16 protein-coding genes are annotated in these 23351 nt (G+C 60.6%); 10 read left to right on the top strand and 6 right to left on the bottom strand.

Annotated features, from left to right (window positions below):
• The first annotated feature begins 63 nt into the window (after nt 1–63).
• The 5 genes from HER32_RS15195 (at nt 64) to HER32_RS15175 (ending at nt 10869) form a co-directional block, all read left to right on the top strand.
• Nucleotides 64–1266 carry an MFS transporter gene (locus HER32_RS15195; RefSeq protein WP_149070163.1) on the top strand — a complete coding sequence of 401 codons (1203 nt, stop codon included), beginning with the start codon at nt 64–66 and terminating at the stop codon, nt 1264–1266.
• 213 nt (nt 1267–1479) lie between these two features.
• A complete protein-coding gene (locus HER32_RS15190; RefSeq protein WP_168682471.1) occupies nt 1480–3453 on the top strand; it encodes a DUF3858 domain-containing protein in 1974 nt (657 codons plus the stop codon).
• 33 nt (nt 3454–3486) lie between these two features.
• Nucleotides 3487–5502: a DUF3857 domain-containing protein gene (locus tag HER32_RS15185; protein WP_168682470.1), complete on the top strand. Its 2016-nt coding sequence runs from the start codon at nt 3487–3489 to the stop codon at nt 5500–5502.
• A gap of 1 nt (nt 5503) precedes the next feature.
• Nucleotides 5504–7435 (top strand): DUF3857 domain-containing protein, encoded by a 1932-nt coding sequence (locus HER32_RS15180; RefSeq protein WP_168682469.1) that lies wholly within the window; start codon nt 5504–5506, stop codon nt 7433–7435.
• Between the two features lie 218 nt (nt 7436–7653).
• Nucleotides 7654–10869 (top strand): reprolysin-like metallopeptidase, encoded by a 3216-nt coding sequence (locus HER32_RS15175; RefSeq protein WP_168682468.1) that lies wholly within the window; start codon nt 7654–7656, stop codon nt 10867–10869.
• Nucleotides 10870–10873: 4 nt separating this feature from the next.
• On the opposite strand, the gene HER32_RS15170 is transcribed toward HER32_RS15175, so the two are convergent.
• A complete protein-coding gene (locus HER32_RS15170) occupies nt 10874–13015 on the bottom strand; it encodes a helix-hairpin-helix domain-containing protein (protein WP_168682467.1) in 2142 nt (713 codons plus the stop codon).
• A gap of 465 nt (nt 13016–13480) precedes the next feature.
• Between HER32_RS15170 and HER32_RS15165 the strand changes: the two genes are divergently transcribed.
• The gene (locus HER32_RS15165; RefSeq protein ID WP_168682466.1) at nt 13481–14446 is read left to right on the top strand and encodes a carboxypeptidase-like regulatory domain-containing protein; all 966 of its coding nucleotides are present in this window, start codon (nt 13481–13483) and stop codon (nt 14444–14446) included.
• Between the two features lie 16 nt (nt 14447–14462).
• Nucleotides 14463–14984 carry a hypothetical protein gene (locus HER32_RS15160; protein ID WP_168682465.1) on the top strand — a complete coding sequence of 174 codons (522 nt, stop codon included), beginning with the start codon at nt 14463–14465 and terminating at the stop codon, nt 14982–14984.
• 29 nt (nt 14985–15013) lie between these two features.
• Here the strand turns inward: HER32_RS15160 and HER32_RS15155 are convergent, their stop codons facing one another.
• On the bottom strand, nt 15014–15856 hold the full coding sequence (locus tag HER32_RS15155; RefSeq protein ID WP_168682464.1) for a hypothetical protein: 843 nt from the start codon (nt 15854–15856) through the stop codon (nt 15014–15016).
• Between the two features lie 433 nt (nt 15857–16289).
• Here HER32_RS15155 and yidD point away from each other — a divergent pair, with 433 nt between their 5' ends.
• From yidD to fbaA, 3 genes are all read left to right on the top strand, one after another.
• Nucleotides 16290–16511, top strand: coding sequence for a membrane protein insertion efficiency factor YidD (gene yidD, locus HER32_RS15150; RefSeq protein ID WP_149072812.1), 222 nt, complete (start codon nt 16290–16292; stop codon nt 16509–16511).
• Nucleotides 16512–16693: 182 nt separating this feature from the next.
• Nucleotides 16694–17590, top strand: a complete 897-nt coding sequence (locus HER32_RS15145) for a hypothetical protein (protein ID WP_168682463.1) — start codon at nt 16694–16696, stop codon at nt 17588–17590.
• A gap of 171 nt (nt 17591–17761) precedes the next feature.
• Nucleotides 17762–18847 carry a class II fructose-bisphosphate aldolase gene (gene fbaA / locus HER32_RS15140; protein WP_168682462.1) on the top strand — a complete coding sequence of 362 codons (1086 nt, stop codon included), beginning with the start codon at nt 17762–17764 and terminating at the stop codon, nt 18845–18847.
• 248 nt (nt 18848–19095) lie between these two features.
• On the opposite strand, the gene lgt is transcribed toward fbaA, so the two are convergent.
• The 4 genes from lgt to nadE all read right to left on the bottom strand — a co-directional run bounded on the left by lgt (nt 19096) and on the right by nadE (nt 23239).
• Nucleotides 19096–20049 carry a prolipoprotein diacylglyceryl transferase gene (gene lgt / locus HER32_RS15135; protein WP_168682461.1) on the bottom strand — a complete coding sequence of 318 codons (954 nt, stop codon included), beginning with the start codon at nt 20047–20049 and terminating at the stop codon, nt 19096–19098.
• Between the two features lie 145 nt (nt 20050–20194).
• Nucleotides 20195–20476 (bottom strand): hypothetical protein, encoded by a 282-nt coding sequence (locus tag HER32_RS15130; protein ID WP_168682460.1) that lies wholly within the window; start codon nt 20474–20476, stop codon nt 20195–20197.
• Complete coding sequence (locus HER32_RS15125) at nt 20469–21104, bottom strand: RNA polymerase sigma factor (protein ID WP_232066271.1); 636 nt, start codon at nt 21102–21104, stop codon at nt 20469–20471. Before HER32_RS15125 ends, HER32_RS15130 begins: the two co-directional genes overlap by 8 nt.
• A 200-nt stretch (nt 21105–21304) precedes the next feature.
• A complete protein-coding gene (gene nadE, locus HER32_RS15120) occupies nt 21305–23239 on the bottom strand; it encodes an NAD(+) synthase (protein WP_168682459.1) in 1935 nt (644 codons plus the stop codon).
• Nucleotides 23240–23351 lie beyond the last annotated feature (112 nt).

The raw sequence follows: 23351 nt of genomic DNA, 5'->3' as shown, positions 1-23351 counted from the left end.
CCGTTTTGGCAGAAAAGCCCGTTATGTCGGGCAGTACAAGCCGGCCGGCGTACCTTTGCCGCAATGCCCACTCCTGCTTCTGCTGCTTCGCCCAAGGTCTACACGGCCGGCTTCTGGCTGATGTGCCTGTCGTCGTTTTTCTTTTTCATGAGCTTCAACATGCTCCTGCCCGAGCTGCCGGATTACCTGGCGCGCATGGGCGGCGGCGACTATAAGGGCTACATCATTGCCTTGTTTACGCTCACGGCGGGCCTTTCGCGGCCCTTCAGCGGCAAGCTGGCCGACACGGTGGGACGCATTCCGGTGATGGTGTTTGGCTCGCTGGTGTGCTTTGTCTGCGGCTTTTTCTACCCCTGGGCTACTACCGTCACCGGGTTTCTGCTGCTGCGCTTGGTCCACGGCTTCAGCACCGGCTTCAAGCCCACCGGCACGGCGGCCTTCATTGCCGACATCATTCCGCTTTCCCGGCGCGGGGAGGCCATGGGGCTACTGGGTGTGGCGGGCTCCCTTGGCATGGCTGCCGGCCCGGCCCTGGGGCCCTATATCACGGCTACGTTTTCGCTCAACACCCTATTCTACTGCTCTTCGGGGCTGGCTCTGCTGAGTTTGGCCGTGCAGGGCACCATGACGGAAACCCTGCCCGCCGCCCAGCGCCAGCCCTTCAGCTGGAGTTTGCTGCGCCTGGAGTGGCACGAGGTGCTGGAGCCCCGCGTGTTCAAGCCCGCCCTCATTACCATGCTGTGCTTGTTTCCCTTCGGCGCCATCCTCACGGTGGTGCCCGACCAAAGCGTGGCCCTGGGCCTGAAAGGCGCCGACAAAGGACTTTTCTACACCTCCTACACGCTTACTTCCCTGCTGGTGCGCCTGGTGGCGGGCCGCGCCTCCGATACCTACGGCCGCGTGCCGGTGCTGCGCGTGTCGGCGGGCCTGCTGCTGCTGGCCTTGCTGGTGCTGGCGTTTATGGGCCAGTCGGTGGTGCTGTTTCTGACGGGCGCGGTTTTGTTTGGGCTGGGTGCAGGCCTCAACTCCCCCACGCTGTATGCCTGGACGGTAGACTTGAGCCACCCCGAGCGGCGCGGCCGGGCCGTGGCCACCATGTACATTGCCCTGGAAGTAGGCATTGGCCTGGGAGCCTTGCTGGCCGGCTGGCTTTACGACAACACCACGGCCCGCCTGCCCTACGTGCACCTGCTGAGCGCGGCCCTCCTGCTAGTGGCTCTGGTGTACCTGCTGGTGGCTGTGCGCAGCCGCCCGGCAGCGCAGTAAGCCAAAATATTTCAGGCCAAAACGGTGGGGCGTATTTATGCACCTGACCGAATTATGTACATTTGATGAAGAACGTCTAAGTTGAGCATACGCTGGCTAAAAGCTATTTGGCCAGTTCTTTAGAGGTTTATCTTTTGTCTGATTTAAATAATATTTCGGGTGATTATCAGGCCATTCACTTTATCCGGGCGGCTCGCTATTTTATGCCTGCTGGTGCTGGCTGCCCCCACCGCGCTGGCCCAGGAAGTGCCCCTCGTCTTCGGTAAGGTTACCGCAGCCGATTTCGTGGCCGCTCCCGCCGACTCCGCCGCCCCGGCCGTCATGCTCTGCGACTTCGGCCAGTCAAGAATTGTGGGTGGCCGCGAGGGTTTTCAGCTGGAATACGTGCGTACCGCCCGCATTCTGATTCGGCGCAAGGCTGGCTACCCTTGGGCCACCGTGCAGGTGCCCCTCTACCGCCGAAACGAACAGACGGAACGCTTCAAAAAGCTGAAAGGCATTACTTACAACCTGGTTGATGGCAAGCTGATCCAGGAGAAGATGGCCGAAAATGCTGTCTTCAAGGATGAACAAGACAAAAATCACACGAGCTACCGTTTTACCTTGCCTAACGTGCGGGAGGGCTCCATCATCGAGTTCACCTACACCGTAGAGTCCGACTTCCTGTTTAACCTGCAGGCCTGGCGCTTTCAGCATACCATCCCCACCCGCTGGAGCGAGTACCGCACGGTTATTCCAGCCTACTTCCGCTACAAACAGATTACGCGGAGCTATCTGCCCTTCGCGGTGCAGGAAGACAAGCCCGTACCGTATAATACCCGTATGTCCCACAGCTTCGAGGGACTGGCGCCGGCCCAGGAATACAACATCAATACCCAGGCCTTGAGCAGCCGCTGGGTTATGAAGAATGTGCCCGCGCTCCGCGAAGAGCCTTTCATGACCGCCCAGCTTGATTATTTCTCTTCGGTTGATTTTGAGCTGTCGACCATTCAGTACCCCAACCAGGAGCCCCGGGATGTAGCAGCTACCTGGGAAGCCATCGGCACCGAACTACTGCAGCAGGAGCAGTTTGGCCGCGACCTGTATCAGAAATCAACGCTTACCGCCCAGATAAGCGCTTTGAAAGCTCGCTTGCCGGAGCCCCGGGAACGGGCCGCCGCCGTGGTGGCCCTGGTGCAGCAAACCATGAAGTACAACGGGCAGGAACAGCTCTACCTGACTAAAACCTTAAAAGAAGCTACCCAACGAGGCCAGGGCAACGTGGCCGATGTAAATCTGCTGCTGGTGCAAAGCCTGCGGGCGGCCGGGCTGGATGCAAATCCTCTCCTGCTGAGCACCCGCAGCCACGGTCATGTGCTGGAATCGATGCCCGTGCTCAACAACTTCAACTACGTAGTGGCCCACGTACGCCTTCCTGATAACACGGAGCTGCTGGTAGACGCTACGGAGCCCGTAGTGCCGCTGGGGATGCTGCCGAAGCGCTGCCTCAACGGCAACGGACGGTTGCTAACGGCACCGGCGGCCCTCGGGCGGTGGGTTTCGTTGGCTCCAACGCAACGGCAGGCTTATTTCAGTAAAACCACGCTCACCTTGCAGCCCGATGGATCTTTGCAGGGCAAAACGCACTGGGAATGGAGCGGCTACGCGGCTGCTGAAGCCCGCACTACAGAGCCGGCTCAGTTGGTGCGCACCCTTCAGCAGCAGTTGGGCGACGATACCACTCCTATTTCGGCCGCCGTGTGGCAGCACCAGCGGGAACCAGCCCACTCGCTGCAGCTGGATCTGCCCTTGCAGATGGACAATACGGAAGGTCAGGCTACCACCACCTACCTCGCGCTGCTGGCCCGCCTGGGTTTAAACAGCAACCCGTTCAGCGCCGAAAGCCGCTACTTCCCCGTCGACTTTGGTATTACCCGCGACGAAACGCACCAGCTCACGCTTACCCTGCCAGATGGGGTTACACTGACCGAAAAGCCGCAAAGTCAAAGCCTGGCTCTGCCCGATAATGGCGGCCGGTTTACCTACCTCTGCGCTCAGGAAGGCCGCACGGTGCAGTTTATGAGCCGGCTGCAGCTAAACAAAGCACAGTACAGCGCGGCCGAATATGCGAACCTGCGCGAGTTCTACGCCCGCATCGTGGCCAAACACGCCGAGCCGCTGGTGCTCAGCACCGGTGCCCGCCCTTAGTTTTAAATCTACCGTCACCTTTGCCTTCTCCCTATGATACTACGTGTACTTTCCTTTATCACACTGGCTCTGGGCCTGGGCTGCGCAACGGCTCCATCGGCCCAAGCCCAGGCAGAACCCATCAAATTTGGCAAGCTCGATCTGAAAGAGTTTGATGCCAAGAACTTTGCGGCCGACACCGCCGCCGAAGCTGTGGTGATGGCCGATTTTGGACGGACGCATTTTGAGTATGTGCAGAACCAGTTCAAGGTTGTATTTGAACGCGTTACCCGCATCAAGATTCTCAAGAAAGCAGGCTATGACATGGCCACGGTCAGTGTTCCGCTGTACCGGAAGAATGGCAATGAAGAGCGGCTGAGCAACTTGCGGGGCTTTACCTACAACCTGGTGAATGGCCAGTTGGTAAAGGAGAAACTGGAATCGTCGGGCATCTTTACGGAACAGCGCGATGCCAACTACTCCGTCCGCAAATTCACGCTGCCCAACGTCAAGGAAGGCTCAATCATCGAGTATGCCTACAACGTGTCGTCAGACTTCTGGTTTAATTTTCAGGACTGGCAGTTTCAGTATTCGGTGCCCGTGCGCTGGAGCGAGTACCGGGCCAGCATTCCTGAGTACTTCGATTACCGGATGGCTATGCAGGGCTACGAGCCCCTAGCTGCCAGTGAACAGAACGAGGGCAACACCCAGTTTACGGTGCGCCAGGAAGGCGGCGCCATGGAAAACATTACCGCCCGCACCAAGACGTACCGGTGGGTGATGAAAGACGTGCCGGGCTTCCGGCAGGAACCTTTTATCACAACCACCCGGGACTACGTTTCCCGCATCGATTTTGAGCTGAGAGGCACGCAGTTTCCCCAACAACCCTACGAGGAAGCCACAGGCAACTGGAACAAAATAAATAGTGAGCTCCTGGCCGCTGAAAACTTTGGTACCCAGCTAAACCGCACGGGCTTCCTGAAGGCCGAAGTAGCGGCCATTATGGCCAAGCACACCGAGCCCCTGGCGCGCGCCGCCGCCGTGCAGCAGTTGGTGCAGACCAATGTGCAGTACAACGACCTGGACCGCATGTATAGCGCAGGCGTGCGCAAGGCCTACGAGCAACACACCGGCAACTCGGCCGACATCAACCTGTTGTTGATTGGGCTGCTACGCAACGTGGGGCTTACCGCCAACCCTGCCATCCTCAGCACCCGCGACCATGGCCGGCTGGATGAAAGCTCCCCCATGATGAGCCGCTTCAACTACGTGCTGGCAGCCGTGACGCTCCCAGGCCAGGCAGAAGCGCTGCTGCTGGATGCCACCCAGAAACACGCCGATTTTGGGATGCTCCCGGAACGGGTGCTTAACACGCGGGCCCACCTGGTAACGGAGAAAAGCTTGGAAGACCACTGGCTGACGGTAGCCTCCCGGCAGCGCTATGTACATTTCCAGACGGCCCAGTTGCAGCTCGACGACCGGGGAGGCTGGAAAGGTAAAATTCACGACGAACACGCCGGCTACAACGCCCTGAGCGCCCGCGCCTCGTTGCAGAAACTTGGCGAGAAGAAGTACATCGAGACCAACTACCTGAAACAGAAAGACGGCTGGGCGGTGCCCAAATACACCGTGCAGCAAGCCGATTTGCTGGCCAAGCCCCTAGCCGTGGATATGGAAGTGGAAGCCCCCGGCGACGAGGACCCGAACGGGACGCTGTACTTCAGCCCCATGCGTAATTTTGGGGAGGATGAAAATCCGTTCAAACTCGTAAACCGGCAGTTCCCGGTGGATTTCGGGGCCGGCCGCGAAGAAACTCTTATGCTGACCTTCCAGTTGCCCACGGGCTACGAAGTGGAGGAATTGCCCAAGAGTGCCGCCATATCCCTGCCTGATAACGGCGGCCGATTCCAATATGTGGTAGCCCCAACGGCGGGCGGCCTGCAGGTGGTGAGCCGCATTTCCTTTACCAAGGCGGCCTACTCGGCCGAGGAATACGCCAGCCTGCGCGAGTTTTACAGCCTGATTGTGGCCAAGCACGCCGAGCGTATCGTCCTGAAAAAGAAGCCGTAACATGAACCGTTTCTCCCTACTGCTAGTCGTTTCGCTGGTGAGTACCGCCGCCCAGGCCGGCACCGCGCCCAAATACCCGGTTGCGGCCATCCCCAGCGCGCTGCGCGAAAACGCCCACGCCGTGGTACGCCTCCACGATGAAACGTTCACCGTGAAGTCGGCGGGGCAGGCGGTGAGCACGCTGCGCTACGCCATTACCATTCTGGATGCCGACGGCGACGACCATGCCGTTGATCAGGTTGACTATGACCGTTTCAAGAGCATTAGCTACCTGCGCGGCAGCGTGTACGATGCCGAGGGAAAGCTGCTGCGCACCTTACGCGCGGCCGACGTGCGCGACGTGAGCACCACTTCCGACATCAGCCTGGCCGAGGATAGCCGGGCGCGTATTGCCAACCTGCAGCAGGGACGCTACCCTTACACCGTCGAGTTTGAGGAAGAATACACGACCTCCAACACGTTGTTCTACCCGGTATGGCACCCCGTGTCGTCCACGCACCTGGGCGTGGAGCAGTCTCAGTTCCGGGTAAAAATGCCCAAAAGCCTACCAGCCCTCCGCTACCGTGAAAAGAACCTGCCCACTGGCAGCCAAGTGCGGCAAAGTGCCGAGGGTAACTACACCGTGTATGAATGGTCGGTAGCCGGGTTACCTGCTTTCGAGCCTGAGTCGTATAGCCTGCCAGCCTGGGAACTGCTGCCGGCAGTATACACGGCCCCCGCTACGTTTGAAGTGCAAAACCACGCCGGCAACCTGTCTTCCTGGGAAGGCTTCGGTACCTGGGAATATACCCTCAACGAAGGCCGGGGCGAACTGCCTGCTTCGCAGCTGGCCCGGATGCAGGAACTGGCCCAGCGCGTGCCCGACGTGCGGGAGCGGGTGCGGCAGGTGTACGAATACCTGCAAACCAACACCCGCTATATTTCCATTCAGCTGGGGCTGGGCGGCTGGCAGACCATCCCGGCAGCAGAAGTGGCCGCCAAAGGCTACGGCGACTGCAAAGCCCTGTCGAATTACGGTATGGCCCTGCTAAAGGCGGCGGGCGTGCCGGCGTACTGTGCCCTGGCCGGAGCCGACCGACCGGACATCCAGACGGACTTTCCCAGCAACCAATTCAACCACGTGATTCTGTGCGTGCCCCTGCCGGCCGCCCGGCCCGACACGGTGTGGCTGGAGTGCACGTCGCAAACATCCCCCTTCAACTACCTGAGCGGCTTTACTGCGGGCCGGCACGTGCTGCTGCTCACGCCCGCGGGCGGCAAGCTGGTGCGCACGCCGGTGTACAAAGCTACCGACAACACCCAGTTTCGGCGCGCCGAGCTTCGCCTCGATGATCAGGGAAACGCCACCGCCTCGGTGCGCACCCGTAGCGCGGCCCTGCAGCAGGACGATCTGTCGCAGGTATACCACCAGCTCACCCCCGAAGACCAAAAAAAGCAGGCCTACCGCCAGATTTCGCTGCCCAGCTTTACTATCAGCCGCTACACCCTTAAGCCGGGGGCTACGGTACCAGTGCCCGTGATGGTAGAACACCTAGAGCTGAGTTTGCCGCGCTACGCCACCGTAACGGGCAAGCGCGTGTTTGTGGTGCCCAACGTGCTGAATCAGTCGGCGGCCCCCACGCCCCAACTGGGTGAGCGACAGACGGACGTGTGGCAGAGCTTTGCCTACCTGGATGCCGATACAGTACAGCTGAAAACCCCGGCCGGCTTCCGCCCCGAAAACCTTCCGGCCCCCGTGCAACTTTCTACGGCGTTCGGCACCTATTCCATGCAGCTGCAGGCGTTATCCGATGGCAGTATTCAGTACATCCGGCGGTTGCAGATGAACCGGGGGCGGTTTCCCAAGGCCGATTACCCGGCGTACCTGGAATTTCGTCGGCGCATCAATAAAGCCGATAAAACGCCGTTGGTGTTTCTAAAAAACGACGTCTGAGGGCTTTGCCGCCAGCTTGCCACAGCGTTGTTCCAGCCCGTCCTCTTTCGTAGGGGACGGGCTGGTTTCGTTTTGCCGATTAACCCACCCGGCCCTACTAGTAAATCAGCGGCATTTCCGTACTTTCAAGGCCCTTGTAGCCAACGATTTGCTTGCTGATGATTTTTTCTGAGCCTTGGTTGTTGCGGCGCGGTGCGGCGCGTGGTTTCTGGCTGACAATGCTGTTCGTACTGCTGAGCTTCAGCAGCAGCTTGGCGCAGCGGGTGCTTTGGGCCGATGCTGCCCCGCTAACTGCCCCGTTGCCCGCTGCCAAGCGCCTGGGCCCCTACCGCACGGTAGCCGTGCAATTGGCTACGATGCGCCAGGTGCTGGCCACCGCGCCTAGTCCCGACGGCCCGGCGCGGCGTAGCGCGGCAACGGTTGTTTCCCTGCCTCTCCCCAACGGCCGGGCCGGTCGTTTTAAGCTCACCACGGTACCCGTATTGCCCGCGGGGCTGGCGGCGCGCTACCCCCAGATTACGACCTACAGCGGCCAGGGCCTCGACGACCCCACCGCCACCGTGCGCCTCGACCTGACGCCGGCGGGCCTGCATGCGCAGATTCTCTCGGCGGAGGGCACCGTGTACATCGATCCGGCTACTGCCGGCGCCAGCACCCACGTCGTCTACGACCGATCGGCGGCCACGGGTGCGGCCCCCGTGTGCTACGCCACGGGGCGAGCTTCGACCGCGGCGCGGGCGCAAACCCACAGCCCCGGCGAGCAGCTGCGCACCTACCGCCTTGCCTTGGCCTGCACCGGTGAGTATACCCAGATAAAAGGGGGTACCCGGGCCAAGGCCCTGGCCGCGCTTACTACGTCCATCAACCGTGTAAGCGGTATTTACGAGAAAGAGTTGGCCATTCGCTTCCAGCTGGTGGAGAAGGAAGATTCCCTTATTTACCTGAACCCCGCTACCGACCCCTACTCCAACGAAATAGATGGCAATGCGCTGTCGACCAACCAGCGGATTATTGATACCCGGATTGGCTCGGCCAACTACGACATCGGGCACTTGTTCTGCACCGCCGATGGAGGCCTGGCGCAGCTGGGCGTGGTGTGCCTGAATGGCTATAAGGCCCAGGGCGGTACAGGCCTGCCCGATCCTTCCGGCGACGGCTTCGACGTAGATTTTGTAGCCCATGAAATCGGGCACCAGTTTGGGGCCAACCACACATTCAACGGCTCCACGAGCAATTGCGCCGGCGGCAACCGCGAAGCCAGTACGGCCTACGAGCCCGGCAGCGGCTCCACTATCATGGCCTACGCGGGTATTTGTGCCCCGCAGAACCTTCAGGCCAATTCCGACCCGTACTTCCACGGCATCAGCCTCGACGAAATCAGTGACTTTGTGACGACGGGCACGGGCAGCGCCTGCCCAGTGATGACGGCCACCGGCAACCGCACGCCCACGGCTTCGGCCGGCAGCCGCTACGTGCTGCCCATCGGTACGCCCTTTGCCCTCACGGGCAGCGGCACCGATGCCGACGGCGACCCGCTCACCTACTGCTGGGAAGAGTTTGACCTGGGCGCGACTGGTCCACCCACGGCCCCTAAGGGTAACGCACCGCTTTTCCGGTCGTTTGCGCCTACTACCAGTGCTACGCGCACCTTCCCTCGCCTGACCGACCTGCTCAACAATACCACCCGCCTGGGGGAACTGCTCCCTGCCTACGCCCGGCGGCTGGTTTTCCGCCTTACCACCCGCGACAACCGGGGCGGTTTTGCTGCCGACACGGTGCTGCTGCCGGTGGTGAGCACGGCTGGCCCTTTTAGAATTACGGAGCCCACCACGGCGCAAGTGTGGCTGGCCGGGGCCCCGCAGCGCATTGCCTGGGATGTAGCCGGCACCAACTTGGCCCCCATCAGCACCGACCGGGTGACGATTATGCTTTCTACCGACGGGGGGCAGACGTTTCCGTTCTCGCTGGCCGTAAATACCCCCAACGATGGAGCCGAGCTGGTAACAATTCCCCAGGGCATTGGGGCCTCCACGCAGGTGCGCATCAAGATTGCGGCGGTGGGCAACGTGTATTTCGCTATTTCTCCCCGCAACATTACCCTGGAGCAGCCGGCTTCCCCCACCTTTTCGCTGAGCCGCTCGGGCGAGCCGACGGAGCTGACTACCTGCCCCGGCACTAGTCTTTCCACGGAGCTGGGCCTCACAGCCCTGCAGAACTTCAGCGGTACCATTTCTCTCGCAGCCACGAATATACCCAGTGGGGTTGAGGCCAGCTTTTCGCCGGCTACCGTAGTGGCTGCCGGCACTACGCAGCTCACCCTCCAGCTCCCGGCCACGCTGGCTACCGGTACCTACTCGCTCACCGTCACGGCCACGGCCGGCAGCCAGAGCCGCTCCCAGCTCATCAGCTTCCGGGTACCAGCCGCCGTTACGGCAGCACCCGCCCTGAAAACGCCCACCCCCACGGCCACCGCGGTTTCTTCCCTGCCGGCCCTGAGCTGGGCGGCCGTGCCCAACGCCACAGCCTACGAGCTACAGATTGCCCAGGACGCTGACTTCGAGCAAATTGCCTTTTCCCAGCCCTCGCTCAGCGGCACTAGTCTGGTGCTTCCCGCGGCCTTGGCGGAAGGCACCACTTACTTCTGGCGCGTGCGCGGCCGCAGTGACCTGTGCGGAGCCGGGCCCTTTTCCAGCGTGGGCAGCTTCACAGTAGGCACCATCGACTGCCAGACCCTGGCCAGTGCTGACGTACCCAAAGCCCTAGGCGGCAGCTCCTCCACCGTGGTTTCTACCGTGGTCGTAACCGCGGCCGACAAAGTAGCCGACGTGAACGTGCGCAACCTGAACCTTACTTACCCGGATACCGGAGAGCTGGTTATTTCCCTTACTGCGCCAACTGGTCAGCGGGTGGTGCTGGCTTCCAGCGCCTGCGCCGGCCGCGCCGATCTGCAGGCTTCCTTTGATGATCAGGCCACGACCACTCTTGGCTGCCCCCTCACGCAGAATGCGGTGGTGCGGCCCACGGGCACGCTGGCGTCCCTGCAGGGCCTGGCCGCCGGGGGCACCTGGACGCTGACCGTTCAGGATTTGAATACTACCCTGAAGGGCAGCATCCAGGGCTGGACGCTGGAGCTGTGCACCATCCGCAACACGGCCACGGCCACTACCTCGGCCAGCGCCCTGGCGGGCATCTCCGTCTTCCCCAATCCCGGGTCGGGCGACTTTCAATTGCTGCTAGATAATGCCCAGCGCGGCCCAGTGGTCCTGCAGGTGCTGGATGCCGTCGGGCGCGAAGTTCGACGCGAGGCTTTTGTCAAGCCGGGCAGCCGGGTGCAGCGCCCTCTCCAGCTGACGGACTTACCGGCCGGTTTGTACCTGGTGCGCATCCAGATTGGCGCTTCTGCCCCCACCACCAGCCGGTTAATCAAAGAATAGCCTCTTAGAAGCGGTAACGCAGCTGCGCCTTCACCTCAGAACGCTCGGGCCCCTGTATTTCTTCCAGCCCGGAGCCCACCGTGTCTACGTCGCGGAAACGGGTGGTAGCGTAACGCACCCACAGGGTGAGGTGGCGGTTCAGGCGTCCCTCGGCCAGCAGGTACATGCGCGTGCCCCGGCCGGATAGCCCCGGCACTGAGAAGGCGTACAGCACATCCTGCTCGAAAACGTACTGGCGCGTGTCGTAGTCGTCGGTGTCGAACAGGGCGTAGCGGGCCGTGAGGCGCAAGGGGCGGCCAATAGCCACGGAGGCATCCTGCGCCAGCAGAAACCCGGTGCGCCAGGGGCCACCGGCCTCCTGGTAGCGGGTGCCCTGCACGCGGGTACGCAAGCTGAAGATGGGCGTCACATCAGAGTTGTAGTACCCCAGCAGGCTGCGGCGCACCGTGGGCTCGGGCAAGGGCAGCAGGCGGCTGGGGTCAGCGTCGGAGTCGTAGGGCTTGGTGCGGGTGCGCACCTGCACGTACAGGGTGCTGGTTTTGGTGGGCGAAAACGTGAGGCGGGCCAGCCAGTCGTGGCCCTGGGACGGGGCGCCCACGCGGTATTTGAGCCACGGAAACCAAAACTGGTCGTAGTACGCCGACAGCTCCCACCGCGCCACGGGCCGTACTTTCAGCCCCAGGTACACCCCCGTTTCGTTGATGTTGCGGGTATTTTCGCTGAGGGCATTGCCGTAGAAGGTGTGAAAGTCGCGGGCATAACGCCGGTACAGCACCGAGGCATCCACGTTGGAAGCCAGACTGAGTAGCAAGCCATTTACGGTGCCTACGCCCCCGCTGGCCGAGCGGGCCGTTTCGCCGAAGAAGTTGACGTTGCCACGCCCGTAGCTATAGTTGATGCTCAGGGCCGTATTGTCCTTACCTCGAAACTCGTAAGCGTTATACAGCTCGGGGCGGCGTTGCAGAGCCTTGTTAAAAGACGTGTGCACGGCCGTAGCGCCGGCCGTGAAGCTGCCGTCGCGGTTGACATACGTGACGTTGCCGCCCCCGATGGTTTCCTGCAGCTGCTTGCGGTTGGCCAGCTCCGAGGCCGTGCGGTGAAAGCCCGTCAGCAGCACTCCGGAGGAAAACTCGTCGAACGCGGCCAGGGTGTCCGTAGCGGCCTGCACGTTGGCATCCACTCGCTTGCGGGAGCCAAACACGGTGGCCTGCAGCCCGCGCGCCAGCGTAACAGTAGCGGCGGCGCCCCGGAAAAAAGTACTTTCCAGCACCGAGGAATACGGGCGCACGCCCAAAGAGCTGCGGCGCAGGGAAGTAATGGTTTCGGCACCCTTGCCCACCTGCAGCCCCGACGACAGCAACAAGCCCTGGCCAAACTGCAGCTGGTAGTCGCCGAGAGCCAGGGTTTTCAGACGCCCCCGCTCCTGCACCACAAAGTGCGCCGAGACGTAGTCGGCGCCGTAGCGGCGGGCAGCGGGGTCCCACACGAACTGCTCGCCGGCATCCTTCTCGGCCACGAAGCCCAGGCTAAAGTCGCGGGTGTGGCTGGTACGGTAGCGAATGAGCAGCTTATCGGGAGAGCCCAGGTAACGGCTGGTGAGGGCCCCGCTACTGGTGGTATCGGGGGCAGTGTAGCCTTCCCGCTGCTGCAGCACCCGCTCGTAGCGAATAAACAGCGCGTTGTTGTCTTCCTGCAGGATGCGCTGCCAAAGCGGCCCCCGGGTAGCGTTGGGATTCACGTTGACCACCGTTACGAAGGGGGCCACGCGGTAAATAGCCCGCATATCCAGCTCCGGAATCGTTTGGAGCTCATAGATGCTGAGCAGCGGCCCGAAGTCTTTGCGGTGTTGCAGCAGGGCGGCAATCTGCGGCTCGGAAAGCAGCAGCAAGGAGCGCAGTTCCTCGGCCGTGGCCGTATTCAGGTTAAGGGGCGTCTGGTAGAGCTGAACCAGGGTTTCGTAGAGGTCTTCGTAGGGCACTTGGTCGCTCTGGGGCTCGGCAAACAGCTCCTGCATGAGCTTGTCAAGGTCGGGCTGAGGGCGCACGTACTCCTGGGCCTGGGTTTCTGAGCAGATGCTCAGCCCCAGCAGTAACCCACCCAGGCAAATAAGGCGGCGGCTGTAGCCGGGCGTAAAGGTTCCTGTCATAACAAGCAAGCCACGTTACCAGCAACAGTACCCTGTCTGCTGTTAAGTATATCAACCATAAGAAGCGCTGCCCGGATGCCTCATCCAGCGCCACAGCAGCCTAGTGCATGACTATCCGTAAGCGTAGCAATGCCTGGCTTATGCCGTAGCAGGAAGTTAACAGACACTGACTCTTTGTCCAAGCCAGTGGCTGCAATATTTTACCATGGTAGCTGGCGGTTCAGGCTAGAAATATTCTCGACGTAAGCAACGAGCTTTTTCAGGTTTTTAGACGCTCCCATATCCAAGCCGGTAACGAGCGTTGGCAAGCCCCTTCTGCGGGCAGTATAGCAGACAGCCTCCGGCAAGCTACTTTTACCTGTCGTAAGTAGCCAACGCGGCGAAGCCTTGTTGCACTGGCTTCCTTTCCTTTGGGGAAGCCAGTGTATTGGTTCCTTTTTCAGGTGCTTTTCTCTTCGTTTCCCTATGCTTTTTTATCTTCAGCTGCTCTGGCTGGCGAGCAGTATCTGTCAGCAGCCACCTGTACCCCATGCATATCATGCCGTTGTAGTAGACGCTATTTCGGGGCAGCCTTTGCGTGGTGTACGAGTAGAAAACACGCAGGCGCCAACACCATTTGGGGCGCTTACCACCGATGAGGCTGGCCGTTTTGCGGTTGCTCTGGCGCCTGTGCATCTGCGCCTGCAACTACTAGGCTATGCTCCCCTGGAAGTGCATCGGTCGGCCTATCCCGCCGAGCACCCCGACACCCTGCGCCTTACGCAACAGGCCTTTATGCTTCAGACCGTTACCATACGTCCGGAAAAGGTAGTAACCCTTTCTACTGTGCTGGCCAAAGGCCCCCGAATGACGCGCAGCCTGAACCCGGGCCAAGCAGTAGCCATGTTGCTGCTCCCACCGGCCCCAGCTGAGCAGCCCTACTACCTGGATCAGGTGCGGCTGTTTGTGGCCAACCAACCTACCGAAGGACGACTGCGCGTCCGGCTGCTGCAAGCCCGCCCCGACTCCAGCGGCCGGCCTACCCCGCTGGGCCCCGACCTGCTTCCCCAGCCTATGGAGTATGGCCCGGACCAGTTGGCCGGGCTGCGGCGCGGTCAGCTGGTATTGGATGTCAGCCAGCATGGGCAGCAACTCCCCCCATCGGGCGTATTTGTGGTAGTGGAATGCCTGCCAACCAATCCCGCCGATCAGGTTGTCTCCTACTCATTTCCGAAGAATGGGAAAGGCTCCATTAAAGTATTACTTTCTTCTTCTCCTGCCACTGCGGGCGCTACGCATCAGGTAGAAGCCAGTACGTACCCTACCCTGCAAGGCCAGCGCCTGAAGGGCAGCAACGCTACCTGGTCGCGGCTGGATGCGACCCGGCCCTGGAAGCAATACGCCGGCATTACCACCAATATCCGGGCCGAGCTGACGGTATTCACCCAGTAGCCCAATCTGTTCTTCGATGAAATCATTCTACGAAACCACCCTCCTCTACGCTGCCCTCCTGGGTATACTTTTACTAGGCGTGTTTGTAGGTTGTAGTGCCCTGGGCAGCTCTCTGTACCAAGACCCTCTCACGTATATTATCACCCTGATGGCGGGCGTACTGGTTGTCATCTTACTGTATTACCGCGCCTTGCGCCCAATGCTCAGTGAAGGCCAGGGTACCGCAGCCTGGTTTCTTAAAAGGGGGCTACTGGTGGGCGTGGGTGGTGTGCTGGCAGCCACCGTATTCGTGCATCTGTACGCTTATTATGTAGATGACTATTTTCCCCGGCGGATGCGCTACCAGGAGCAGCAGATTGACCACTGGAGCCCTCCCCCGCAGATCAAGCGGGAGCTACTACGTGATGCCCAAGACTACGAGACTTACCACTACGAGGAGCTCGTGCTGCTCTTGTGCGGGGGGGTAGCCGTTTTACTGGGCTCCGGAGGCCTTATTCCCTTCTTTATGCGCTATGATAAACGGGCTGCCCGGACGTAGCCCGTCTGCCTACAACAATTCCGACGGTTTCATGGCTGTACCGGCGTAGCTGGAGCGGGAGCAGCGGTAACCCGGAAGGCTACTGTCAGAAACTGGCTTAACCCCAGCGAGGCGTGCCAGGCTGCGGCGTAATCGAACAGAAACCGGCCGGCCTTCAGGCCGGCACCGCCCGTCAGCTGTTCGGAAAGGCCCAGCACACCGGCCCGCAGCGCCAGGGCCGGCAGAGCCTGGTACTCCAGGCCCGCCCGAAACCCGGCGGCGCGGTCGAGGTCCTTTTCTACCTCGGCGTTTAGCATCACTTTATCGGTAGGCCGGTATGAGAGGCCCGCCCGCAGCACGGTAGGCACCCGCTCGTCTTCATAAGAAGCCAGCTTCGCCTGGTTCAGGTTGTAGAGGAAGGCACCAAATACCAGCCGCCTGGGCAACAGCTCGGCCTGGGCGCCCACCGAAGCAGCTACTGCCCGCTGGCTGCCCAACCCTTCTAGGCTCACCTGCAATACATCTACCCGGGCCCCTACGCTCATCACGCCGGTGCGGTAGGCATAGCCCGCGGCTACGCGCTGCTCGTTGTAGAGCCGGTCGCCGAAGCGCTGCAGCGTGACGCCCACCACCCCGTACCGGCCGGGCACGTTACCGGAGCTGGTGCGACCAAGAGGAGCCGCCGCCGCCAGGGTAGCGGTAGAAAGAGACTTCGTCAGAAACCGGTTCTCGGCGGCCACGCCAATTTCGAGCTGGCTTATCGAGCCTAGTCCGGCTATGTTATTGCTGGTTGCCCATACATCGGACAGAGTGGCGGCGGCCTGGCCCATGCCGGCGGCCCGTGCCCCTGCCGTACCGGGCCCACCGCCTTGGGCAAAGGCCCATTGAGCCATCAACATACAATAAGTCACTGATAAGTATATCTTTCGCATAATCGGAAGGTACTGGGCTAGCCGACTTTGCGCAAGGGCTTGGGCATTAATTTTTCGGCATATTCTATTTCGTATTTCCAGTATAATGTCAGGTCCTCAGCTGCCTCGGCACCTTGCTCTGGGAGGCCGCAGTTCGGTTGCCGCGGCACAGATGCAGAGGCACTAGGAAGCACCAAGTCACGGCCGCGCCTGTGCTGGTGGCTACGATTTTCCGGATCATTGCTGAGCCGATACCAAGGCCGCCTGTACTAGCTGCCGCGCGGCTTAACGGCCCGCCCGAAGCGGCTGGAAGGAAGGCGTGGGCAAGGCACGCGGAACGCAAGTTTCGGGCAAACCTGTTCCTTTGCTGGTGCCAGCGGCAATAGCCGGAAAACAGCCTGGCCTACCCTCGCTCATGAGTTTTCTGGTTCGCTATTTCTTGCTGGGGCTGATTTGGGTGTACCGCCACCTGATTTCGCCGCTCACGCCCGCCAGCTGCCGCTATACGCCCACCTGCTCGGCCTACGCGGCCGAGGCGGTGCAGAAGCATGGGCCCTGGCGCGGCGGACGGCTGGCCTTGCGTCGTATCGGCCGTTGCCACCCCTGGGGCGGCCACGGCTACGACCCCGTGCCGTAAGGCGCTGCAAGGATACGTGCGTAATGACAGGCCTTTAATGTTCTGTTAAGCCTATATCACGCGGCAAAACGGTCGAACGTCCGTGACTTATTCACCAATTCCCCTCACTCCCGTATAAGAGCCTGACTTGCTGCGGTAGCCAATGGCTGCCGCGGCTTTTTTTCAGCATTTACGGCATTACTATGCGTCTGACAGTTCTTACCTCGGCTCTGGCCGGACTACTGCTCACCAGCAGCTGCTCCGAAGCACAGTCGTCGGGCGAAACGGAGAAAAACCAAGCCGACAAAGGCAAAAAGGAAGGTAAAAAGGGTAAGAAAAATAAAGGTAACGCCCCCACTGCCGACTTGCAGCGCCTGGGCGAGCTGAGCGGAGGGGTACCGGAAAGCTCGGGCCTGGCCCGCGGCCCACGCCCCGGCACGTTCTACACCCACGCCGACGCTGGCAATGCTCCGGTGCTGTTTGAAGTAGACGCCCAGGGCAAGCTGCTCAACAGCCTGAAGCTGCCAGTGGAAAACACCGACTGGGAAAGCCTGGCGCAGGACAACAGCGGCAACATTTTCGTGACGGATGCCGGCAACAACAACAACAGCCGCCGCGACTTGGTCATCTACCGCCTCAATCCCAGCCAGCCCCAGCAGGTAGGTCGTATCAGCTTTGCCTACGCCGACCAAAGTGAGTTTCCACCCACTAAGTCCGACCGTAACTTCGATTGTGAAGCCTCGCTGTGGCACAACGGCCAGCTGTACCTTTTCACCAAAGACCGCGCCCAACACAGCACCAGCAAAGTCTATACCCTGCCCGACCAGCCTGGCAAGCACACGGCCAAGTTGCTCACTAAGCTGTCTATTGCCGGGGAAGTAACCGGCGCCGACCTCAGCCCCGATGGCCGCCACTTGGCGCTGCTGGGTCGGGAGCAGTTGTTTTTGCTGGAGGGCAACAGCCTTGATGAAGCGCTGAAGGCCACGCCCAAGGTAATTTCTCTGAGTGGGGCCGGTCAGACGGAAGGGGTAGTTTTCACGGATAATGGCACGCTGGTTATCAGCACAGAGCAGGGCGCCATCTATCAATACAAGCTCTAACAAGGCATTAGTGGACGTGTCTTCGCTGGCCTGTGGCAGTTTTTTATCCGGTAGAAATTGTAACTACCCCGATAGAAAACCGCTGCGGGCCACACTTTTTCCCTATCATTGACCTCTGATTCATCACCTTGGCGCGGGCCTCACCGGAGGCAGCGCCACATTGCCTTCCTTATGGCTGACCAAACCCTTACCGGCCTGCGCGCCGGCGTGCTGCACGGCGACGAAGTGCAGCAGCTCTTCGACCACGCGAAAGCCAATGGCTACGCCCTGCCCGCCGTGAACGTAACCGGCACCGACACGGTAAACGCCGTGCTGGAAGCGGCCCGCGACCTGAACTCGCCCGTTATCATCCAGTTCTCGAACGGCGGCGCCCAGTTCTTTGCCGGCAAAGGCCTGGCCAACGACAAGCAGCAAGCCAGCATTGCCGGCGGCATCTCGGGTGCCCATCACGTGCACCTGATGGCCAAAGCCTACGGCGTACCCGTGATTCTGCACACCGACCACGCTGCCAAAAAGCTGTTGCCCTGGATTGACGGCCTGCTCGATGCCGGCGAAAAGTTCTACGCCGAGCATGGCCAGCCGCTGTACTCCTCCCACATGCTCGACCTCTCGGAGGAGCCCATTGAGGAGAACATCGAAATCTGCAAAGAGTACCTAGAGCGCATGGCCAAGATTGGCATGACGCTGGAAATTGAGCTGGGCGTGACCGGCGGCGAGGAAGACGGCGTGGATAACTCCGACGTGGACTCCAGCAAGCTCTACACCCAGCCTTCGGAAGTGGCGTATGCCTACGAGGAGCTGAGCAAAGTAAGCCCGCGCTTTACCATTGCCGCCGCTTTCGGCAACGTGCACGGCGTGTACAAGCCCGGCAACGTGAAGCTGCAGCCCGTAATCCTGAAAAACTCTCAGGACTTCGTGAAGGAGAAATATAGCCTGGAAGCTGAGCGCCCCATCAACTTCGTGTTCCACGGCGGCTCGGGCTCCTCGCAGGAGGAAATCCGCGAGGCCATCGGTTACGGCGCCATCAAGATGAACATCGACACCGATCTGCAGTGGGCGTTCTGGGATGGTATCCGCGCGTACTACCAGAAAAACGAAGGCTTCCTGCAAAGCCAGATCGGCAACCCCACCGGCGAAGACTCGCCCAATAAGAAGTATTACGACCCCCGCGTGTGGCTGCGCAAAGGCGAGGAAACCTTCATTGCCCGCCTCAAGTCGGCCTTCGAAGACCTGAACGCCGTAAACCGCCGCTTCTAGCAAGGCCGAGAACCACGGATTTGCGCGGATTTCGCAGACGATTTTCGGCAACAAAAAAGCCTCGCAGTGTGCGAGGCTTTTTTGTTAAGCTGCCTTAATCTTATCGTTTGTCATCCTTTGCTCCGCTCAGGATGACAAACGATAAAAAGCCTTTTGTAAAGAGGCTTTTGCTGCCTGGTATCTAAGCCATGGATTTTGCCGTCCACAAAATCCGTGAAATCCGGAAAATCCGCGCGAATCCGTGGTTTCTACTCCCGCACAGCGTAGCCGTGGCGGTTGTTGGGGTCTTTGCCGGCGCGCAGCAGTACCCACAAGCCCACCAGAATCAGCGGCAGGCTCAGCAACTGGCCCATGTTCAGGGTCATGCCTTTCTCGAAGCTCACTTGCTCTTCTTTCAAGAACTCCACCAGGAAGCGGAACGAGAACAGCAGCACCACAAACAGGCCGAACAGCAGGCCCCGCGGGGTTTGGTCTTTGTACTTGCTCCAGAGCCCGTACAGCAGCACGAACAGGAATACGCAAAACAGGGATTCGTAAATCTGCGTGGGGTGACGCGGCACCGCTACTTCCGAAGGCGCCGCTACCGTAGCATCGGCCGGTGAGGTTTCGATGCTCACGGTATTATCAGGATTCTGAGTACGGCGCACCAGCAACGAACCGGCCGGCACCGTTTGGCCCGCTTCAACACGCTGTAAATGCTCCGTGTCGCGGGGAAATACGAAAGCCCAGGGCACGTCCGTAGGCCGCCCTACAATTTCGGAGTTCATCAGGTTGCCCAGACGGATGCAGGCTCCACCTACGGCCACCACAATTACAATCCGGTCGAGCACCCAGAGGTAATCGAACTTGTTGCGGCGACTGAAAAGCCACACGGCCAGCAAAATGCCCAGCGTAGCGCCGTGGCTGGCCAAGCCGCCTTCCCAGATCTTGAAGATTTCCAGGAAGTGCTCCGAGGTGAGGTAATATTCCGGGGAGTAAAAGAGCACGTGTCCCAGACGCGCGCCCAGCACCGTGCCGGCTATCATGTAGATGGTAATGACATCAACCCACCGCTCACTTACCCGCTCGGCTTTGTAGATATGCGTAAGGATAAACGAGCCAAACACGAAGCCCAACGCAAACAGCACGCCGTACCAGCGCAAGGTTAGCGGCCCAAGATGGGCAATAATGGGCGACACGTCCCAGGGAACAAAAGCAAGCATAGAGGGCATGGTTTACAAAGAAAGAAGAAGGGTTCAAAGGTAGTCAGACATTCGACTTAGCGCTTTTCCAAGGGCGTATTAGCGCACAAGCCATCCAAGCTGACGTAGGCAGGCAATCAGCTAACTAGCGAGTTGGCAACGGGGGCTACCGACCAGTTAGCGGCGTTTCGGGCGGGGCGTCTCGGTCAGCTGACGGCAAGGCCGCTCCGTCTCCGCTCAGCAGCAGCACAATGCCCAGCATCACGGCGTAGGCGGGCCAGCGTACCCAGGTGCGTTGCAGCTGGGGCGCTGCCGTTTCACTTATGAGGCGGGCACGCACCCGGCTGTAAAAGTACGGGCGGGGTTGCGGTGCGGGCTGCTCGCGCCATTGGCGCAGCAGGTCTTCCCATTCCTCATCGGCCTGGGGACGTGGAGCTGAATCAGACATAGCGCAGGGAAGGTTGAAGGTGGGTGCGCAGCGTTTTCCGGGCCCGAAACAGCAACGACTCGACGGCCGGTACCGTCGTGTTGAGTACAGCAGCTATTTCCTCATAGCTCAGGTCCTGCTCGTGGCGTAGCGTGAAAGCCACCTGCTGCTGGTCGGGCAGGCGGGCAATGTGCGCCAGCAGAAGCTCTACCTGCTGCTGGCCTTCCAGCTGCGCTTGCGGGTGGGCATTGTCCGCTGGCTCAGGCACTAACTTGTTGTCGAAGCCCAGCAGGCTGGTGAAAAAGGCAAACCGCTTCCGGGCCTGGGCCCGCCGCCGGTGTTTCAGGGCGCGCGAGGTAGCCAGCCGGTAAAGCCAAGTGCTTAGTGCCGCTTCGCCGCGAAACCGGCCAATGGTTTGATACACTTCCACGAAGACTTCCTGGGCCACATCTTCCGCCTCTTCCGGCGACCGTAGCAAGGCCAGCACCGTGCGGTAGATGCGGTTCTGGTATCGTTCCACCAAGGTCCGAAATGCTGCTTCGCTACCCGCTTGCAACTGCGCTACCAACTCCGCATCAGCGGAAATAACGGCCGGATGCTCAAAGAGCGTAGGCTGATGCGTAGCGACAGGCAGCGGAAGAGTGTACACCAGTGAAGCGGAAACGGAAGAATAGAAAAGGACCCTAAAAGTCTTCGGCTGCTGCCGCAAGCACTGGGGTCACGCAAGCTTAGGCCCGGTTAGCACAAAAAACTTGCGCTAACCGGGCCAATTATTCCGCAATGTATTGGCAATGAGCTTTATTATTTCAGCAAAGCGCCGCAGTTCCACTTATACCGACGGGCAAGCTGCTATAATGCATTCAACTCCTCAGTATAACCGCCGCTGAGGATAGGGAAGCGCAGCCAGGAGCGCGGGTCCACGTTATAGTCGTCGAGGTGGAAGCTGGGGGCGTACCGCTCACGCTTCCACTGGTTGCGGCTCCAGAGCGAGTAGAAGCGCTTCACGTAAGTTTTGAGCTGCTCGGCATCGGCGGCGGGGTCTTCCTGCACCAGCGTGGCCAGCACCTGGCGCGGACTGAGCCGGTCGTAGAAGGCGAGCCGCTCGATGCGGTTGAGCAACACGTAGGGCATCAGGTCCCGCTCGTCGGTTTGCTTTTCTTCCAAGGGGCGCAGCTCGGCGGTGGGCTGCAGGCCGTTCACGTGGCGCAGGGCCGGGTAGTTCAGCTCGGTTTCAGCCCAGCGCAGCCACTTCTTCACGAAGTCCTTATCCACGCCCGCAATGGGCGAAATGGAGCCGGCCGTGTCGCCGTCCATGGTGCAGTAGCCCACGCTGGCTTCCGAGCGGTTGGAGGTGGTGATGAGCAGGCAGTTCTGCACGTTGGCCAAGAGCCAGATGGCCGGGGCCCGCACCCGGGCCTGAATGTTTTGCAACGCCAGGTCGTCGGTTTTCCAGGTCAGCGGCCGGCCAATGGCCTGCTCAATCTTGCCCGTGTAGCCGGTTACTTCGGCATCAATTTCCCAATTGTAGAATACAGCTCCCAGCGAATCGGCTAGTTCTTTGGCGGAGTTGAAAGTGTCGTCGGAGGAATTGACGGTGCCTTGGTAGGCGCAGGTCAGCAGGCGCGCCATTAGCTGCTGGTTAATGGTTTTCTGCTGCTGGCTGGGGTCCGTCAGGGAAGCATCCTTTGGGCCGGGCGCGTTCTGGTCGGGCACCGGGGCCACGGGGCCGGCCAGCTGCGCTATTTCCTCGGCCGTGAAGCAGCCCGAGCGGCGCATAAACTCGGCCGTACCTAGTTCCGTCGTGCCCAGCCGCACCATTTCGGCTACGGCCACGGCACACAGGCAGGAGTCGGCGCCGCCGCTGAGGCTCAGCACGAAGCCCCGGCTGCGGGCCTTGCGCAGATAGTCGAACAAAGCTAGGCTCAGCGCCTGGTTTAGCTCCCGGTATTCATCGGGTTCAGGTAGTGGAACGATGGTTTCGGCGGGTTCAAGGGGCTGAGTAAAATCCACATCCACGCACTCCATATCCACTTCTTTAAAGCTCATGAGCTGATTGCGCAGCAGCAGATGGCCGTGGCGGGCTACCAGAATTTCACCGTCGTAGGTGATGCGGCCGGCTTCATTGCCCAGCAGGTTGGCGTAGAGGTAGGTGCAGCGGAAGTTGCGGGAAGCCTCCGTTACGAGGTGGTAGCGCACGTCGGTCTTGCTCATGGCAAAGTGCGAGGCCGAGGGATTCACAATCAGCTGCACCCGGTCCACAAGGCGGCAGGCGGGGCGCACGTCGTCGGGGCGCCACGCATCCTCACAGATTTCAAAGCCGAACTTCACGCCTTGGTGCTCGAAAATCATATCCCCGAGTGACCACTCCTCCCCTTTCCACAGTACGCTCGTTGTTTCGCCAGCGGGCCAGGCGTGGAAAAAGCGCGGCTCGTAGTGCACGCCGTCGTTGGCCAGAAACTGCTTGGCCGCGAAGCCCATGATCTGCCCGTCGCGCAGCACGGCGGCCGTGTTGTAGGTGCGGTGGTTGAGCCGCACCGGCAGGCCCACCACCACGCAGATGCCCTGCGTCCAGGGCCGGATCAGCTGCAGGTGCTCCAGCGCTGCTTCGGGCAGCCATTCGCTCAGAAACAGGTCTTCACAGCCGTAACCCGTCAGGCACAGCTCGGGCAGGCAGAGCAGCTCTACGCCGGCGGCCTGGGCCTGCTCAATGGCCTCGCGGATGTTCCGCAGGTTGTGGGTCCAGTCGAAGGGAATTTGGTTGAGGGCGGCGCCGGCTATTCGCATGAGGTGGGGTAGGTAGTTGACACTACAAATCAACTCCATTTCCCCGGATTGGGTTGCCTCGGCATAAACACGGCGTCCTCTGCGGGCTAAAGTCGTCGTACCGATTTTAGCC

Source organism: Hymenobacter sp. BT18, from assembly GCF_012273015.1.
In the GTDB taxonomy this organism is placed as follows: Bacteria; Bacteroidota; Bacteroidia; order Cytophagales; family Hymenobacteraceae; genus Hymenobacter; species Hymenobacter lutimineralis.
This window is presented reverse-complemented; position numbering and strand designations above follow the sequence as displayed.

Excerpts from the sequence above, each read along its gene's own strand:
- HER32_RS15130 (WP_168682460.1), bottom strand. The coding sequence starts at position 20,476 with ATGTCTGATTCAGCTCCACGTCCCCAGGCCGATGAGGAATGGGAAGAC.
- fbaA (WP_168682462.1), top strand. The coding sequence starts at position 17,762 with ATGGCTGACCAAACCCTTACCGGCCTGCGCGCCGGCGTGCTGCACGGC.
- HER32_RS15185 (WP_168682470.1), top strand. The coding sequence starts at position 3,487 with ATGATACTACGTGTACTTTCCTTTATCACACTGGCTCTGGGCCTGGGC.
- HER32_RS15155 (WP_168682464.1), bottom strand. The coding sequence starts at position 15,856 with ATGGCTCAATGGGCCTTTGCCCAAGGCGGTGGGCCCGGTACGGCAGGG.
- HER32_RS15195 (WP_149070163.1), top strand. The coding sequence starts at position 64 with ATGCCCACTCCTGCTTCTGCTGCTTCGCCCAAGGTCTACACGGCCGGC.
- HER32_RS15145 (WP_168682463.1), top strand. The coding sequence starts at position 16,694 with ATGCGTCTGACAGTTCTTACCTCGGCTCTGGCCGGACTACTGCTCACC.
- HER32_RS15175 (WP_168682468.1), top strand. The coding sequence starts at position 7,654 with ATGCTGTTCGTACTGCTGAGCTTCAGCAGCAGCTTGGCGCAGCGGGTG.
- yidD (WP_149072812.1), top strand. The coding sequence starts at position 16,290 with ATGAGTTTTCTGGTTCGCTATTTCTTGCTGGGGCTGATTTGGGTGTAC.
- nadE (WP_168682459.1), bottom strand. The coding sequence starts at position 23,239 with ATGCGAATAGCCGGCGCCGCCCTCAACCAAATTCCCTTCGACTGGACC.
- lgt (WP_168682461.1), bottom strand. The coding sequence starts at position 20,049 with ATGCTTGCTTTTGTTCCCTGGGACGTGTCGCCCATTATTGCCCATCTT.
- HER32_RS15165 (WP_168682466.1), top strand. The coding sequence starts at position 13,481 with ATGCTTTTTTATCTTCAGCTGCTCTGGCTGGCGAGCAGTATCTGTCAG.
- HER32_RS15180 (WP_168682469.1), top strand. The coding sequence starts at position 5,504 with ATGAACCGTTTCTCCCTACTGCTAGTCGTTTCGCTGGTGAGTACCGCC.
- HER32_RS15170 (WP_168682467.1), bottom strand. The coding sequence starts at position 13,015 with ATGACAGGAACCTTTACGCCCGGCTACAGCCGCCGCCTTATTTGCCTG.
- HER32_RS15160 (WP_168682465.1), top strand. The coding sequence starts at position 14,463 with ATGAAATCATTCTACGAAACCACCCTCCTCTACGCTGCCCTCCTGGGT.